Consider the following 3,495-nt stretch of genomic DNA (forward strand, 5'->3'; position numbering starts at 1 on the left):
GTCGGCCCAGCGGACCGCCAGCGCCTCCGGGTCGGCCCCGGCGGCGGCCGCGGACCCGTAGTAGCGGACGGCCTCGTCACCGGCGCGTTCCGCGGCGGCGCACAGGAACGCGGCCAGCCGCTCGTCGCGGAGTCCGGACTCGGCGAGCAGCAGCGCGGTGTGGTCGCGCAGCAGTCCGGCGTCCAGGCGGGCGTGCAACAGCCGGCGGGCGACCGTCAGGAAACGGCGGTCGCCGACCAGGGTGCGCAGCGGCGCGACCGCCGGCGTCAGCAGCAGATCGGCATCGGTGACCAGCGCGCTGCCCCGGGCCCGGTCCACCAGGCTCTGGGCGTCGGCGGGGGAGAGGTCGAGGACCTCGGTGAGTTCGCCGGTGTCCAGGCCCGCGCCGATGGCGGCCACCGCCAGGGCGTCGAGCAGGTCCGGGTCGGCGTCGTCGAGCCGGTTCCGGGCCCACGCGGTCACCGCCTGGTCGACGGCCGTCACGCCCGCGTCCAGGCGGGTCGCGCAGGCGGCGGTCAGGGCGGCCACCACACCGCCGTGGATGCCGCCGGTCTGGCGATGGATGTGCTGAGCCAGGCCGCGCGGCACCATCATGCCCAATTCCCGTGCGAACGGCGCGATCTCGGTCGCGCCCAGGGCGCGCAGATCGATCACGCGGCCGCGGCGGGCCACCAGATCGGTGAGCCCGCGCAACCGGGCGTCGTGCGGGCGCGAGCGCAACGCGATCACGACCGGGAACTCCCCGGATTCGGCGGCGGCGCACAGCAGTTCGAACTCGGCCGCGCCGAGGGTGTGCGCGTCGTCGACGACCAGGGCGATCCGGGGACGCCCGGTCTCCGCGCCGCCGCCGGGCCGCGGGGCCTGCGCCGGATGGTCGGTGAGCGTGACGCCGCGGGCGCGCAGCCGCGCCCGGATCGCGCCCAGCAGGGTGGACTTACCGGTGCCGGAACGGCCGCGGATGAGGTACAGCACCGCACCGGAATCGCCGGAATCCAAGTCCCGGAAGATCTCTCGCGCGCCCGGAAGTGAATCGAGCGCGACTGGGGTAACGCCTGTCACGAGGAACCAACTCTCAGCCGTGCGTACCGGGAATTTTCCCGAGTCCGTCGACGGCGTTGTTCAAGGCTCCCGTCGGGAGCTGGGGCGCCGGCACCATGGGGGGCTGCGGCAACTGCAGGGTCTGCACCGGCGGCTGCTGCCCCGTGGCGGGCGGCTGCGGCTGCGGTTGGGGTTGCGGTTGCGGCGCGGGTTGCGGCTGCGCCTGCTGGGTCTGCGGCGACTGCTCCGGCGCCGGATTCTGTTGCTGGGCAGGGATATCCGACTGGCCGCCCGGGGCAGCCGGAGCGCCCCCGGCGGGGGAGGCCGGGGTGCCGGGCTGGGTGCCGGCGGGCGGCTGCGGAGAGTTCACCGCGGCGATCGGACTGCCCGGCACGGCCGCGGCGGGCGTGCCGGAGGGGGTGACCCCGCCGGCGGGCGCGTTCTTGTCCAGTGCCACCGCCGAGGTCGAAGGGGGTTGCGTCCCCGCGGGATTCGCGGGCGTGGACCGGTCGCCGGTGCCCATGGCCAGCGTGCCGGTCGCCACGGCGGCCACCGCGACGGCGGCCGCGCCGAACACGGCCAGCCGCTTCCAGTGCCGGAAGCCGCTCCGCGGTTCCTCGGCGGGGAGTTCGGGCAGCAGCGGAATACGCGGAGCCGCAGCGGGTTCCGCCGTCTCCGCCGGTCCGGCAGCCGCCGGTGAGGCGGCCTCGGTGGGCTCGGGTAAGGAGCCGGTGCGGCGGGGCCGGCCCGCCGCGGTCCGGGGCGGAGTGAGCGTGGCGTCGCCGTCGGCCTCGGCGTAGGTCTGGCCGCCGATCACGATGGCCGGGTGCGCCTCGGTCTCGGTCATGTCGGCCAGCAGGTCGGCGGCCAGCAGGGCCGCGCCGTGCGCGCTCAGGTGGGCCGGGTCGGCGGCGGCCGCGACCGGGACGCCGAATTCGGTGGACAGCAGCTCGGTCACCAGCGGGATGCTCGCGCCGCCGCCGGTGAGCAGGAAGCCGTCCAGATCGGCGATGCCGAGTCCGGCGCGGCGCAGGGCCTCGCGGACCAGGTCGGTCGAACCGAGGAGCGGACCCCGCAGCAGCTCCTCGATATCGTCGCGAACCAATCGCACCTCGGCGACGCCGAGCATGGGCAAACGCACCGGCACCATGGTGGCGGTATTTGTGGAGAGAGTTTCTTTCGCAATTTTGCAGCGTTCCCGGAGCGCCGACAATTCTTGTTCCACTACCGGGTCGAAAGGATCGAAATCTTTTTCGCCGACCGCATAGGCGAGGACATATCGCATCGTCAGCAGATCGAATTCCGAACCCGCCACCGTGGTGCTGCGGACCGGTTCGCCGAGCAGACCCGACATGGCGCCCGTGCGGGCGACCGAGACGGTCAGTCCGGTGGCTCCGAGGTCGTACACCACCATCGCGCCGTCATGGCTCGAGTCGCGTACGTCCTGCAGCCAGCGCATGGCCGCGGCCGGTTCCGGGACCAGGGCGACCTCGCCCAATCCGGTCTCGTCCAGCGCGGTCCGCTGCGTCTCCACGGTGTGCTGTGACCACCAGGCCGGGTAGCAGGCGACCGACGCGCCCGCCGGGCCCATATCCGTCACCACGCGGCCGATGGCGGCCGCCACCAGGTCCGCGGCCCGGACGACGGAGCCGTCGCGGGTGCGGATGTCCACCGGATCGCCGACCCGGGACAGGAAACTGTCCGGAATCTCCGTCTCCGCGCCCAGCGTGCTGGGCCGGGTATGGAGCTTGTGTTGTCCCCCCGAAGTTGTCACGGCAACCGTGTTCGACGACCCGACGGTGATGCCGAGCGCCAGCCCCTGACTCATTCGAGTTCCCCTGTCATTACCGGACACGCGGTGGGTGTTGCGCGTGCCGCTCGAAAGCTCTTGGTCCGATATGTCTGAAAACCCTCTGTTAGGCCGGGCGGCCCACCGAGCCTGTCGGTAGCTGGGGGGTTCTCGTTACCGTTTCCCCGGCAGGTTTGGGGAAATTCCCCTAATGTTCGCCGGACCCCCAAGGTGATCGATGGGGAAACCGGGGGACTTCACCCCTTACGCGTAACAACTCGTCTTCCTAACGTGAAAGTCAATTCGAGCAGTGCGGGTCAACGGGGCCCGCCCCACCAGGGAGACGATTCATCATGAGCCCCAACGCAATTCTCGAGTTCATCCTCAACCTGCTGCGCGACCACGAGGCCGCCGTCAGCTATTGCACCAATCCGGGCGCGGCCCTCGCCGCCGCCGGCCTGGACACCGTGACCCCGGAGGATATCGCGGCCGTGGCGCCGATGGTGGCCGAGTCCGCGCTGGTTGCCGGAGGTTCGCAGCTGTCGAGCATCATCGCCGCGGGCGGGGCCACCGGCCTGGCCATCACCTCGCCGCCGCCGTCGGCGGTGGCGATGCGAGTCTCGGTGGGCGGCAAGGGCGGTAGATCGAACAGCTGCGCGATGGACTGT

At 72.2% G+C, this 3,495-nt stretch carries 1 protein-coding gene and 2 pseudogenes; 1 reads left to right on the forward strand and 2 read right to left on the reverse strand.

Annotation, left to right across the window (positions count from 1 at the left end; translation table 11 throughout):
• Together ACWELJ_RS33750 and ACWELJ_RS33755 are read right to left on the reverse strand one after the other, a co-directional pair.
• Positions 1-996, reverse strand: a pseudogene (locus tag ACWELJ_RS33750) (LuxR C-terminal-related transcriptional regulator); the annotation flags it as partial.
• A 76-nt stretch (positions 997-1,072) separates the two neighbouring features.
• Positions 1,073-2,866 carry an Hsp70 family protein gene (locus tag ACWELJ_RS33755; RefSeq protein ID WP_452370123.1) on the reverse strand — a complete coding sequence of 598 codons (1,794 nt, stop codon included), beginning with the start codon at positions 2,864-2,866 and terminating at the stop codon, positions 1,073-1,075.
• A gap of 314 nt (positions 2,867-3,180) precedes the next feature.
• Here ACWELJ_RS33755 and ACWELJ_RS33760 point away from each other — a divergent pair.
• A pseudogene (locus ACWELJ_RS33760) lies at positions 3,181-3,327 on the forward strand (IniB N-terminal domain-containing protein); the annotation flags it as partial.
• Between the last annotated feature and the right edge of the window lie 168 nt (positions 3,328-3,495).

The organism is Nocardia sp. NPDC004582, assembly GCF_053602115.1.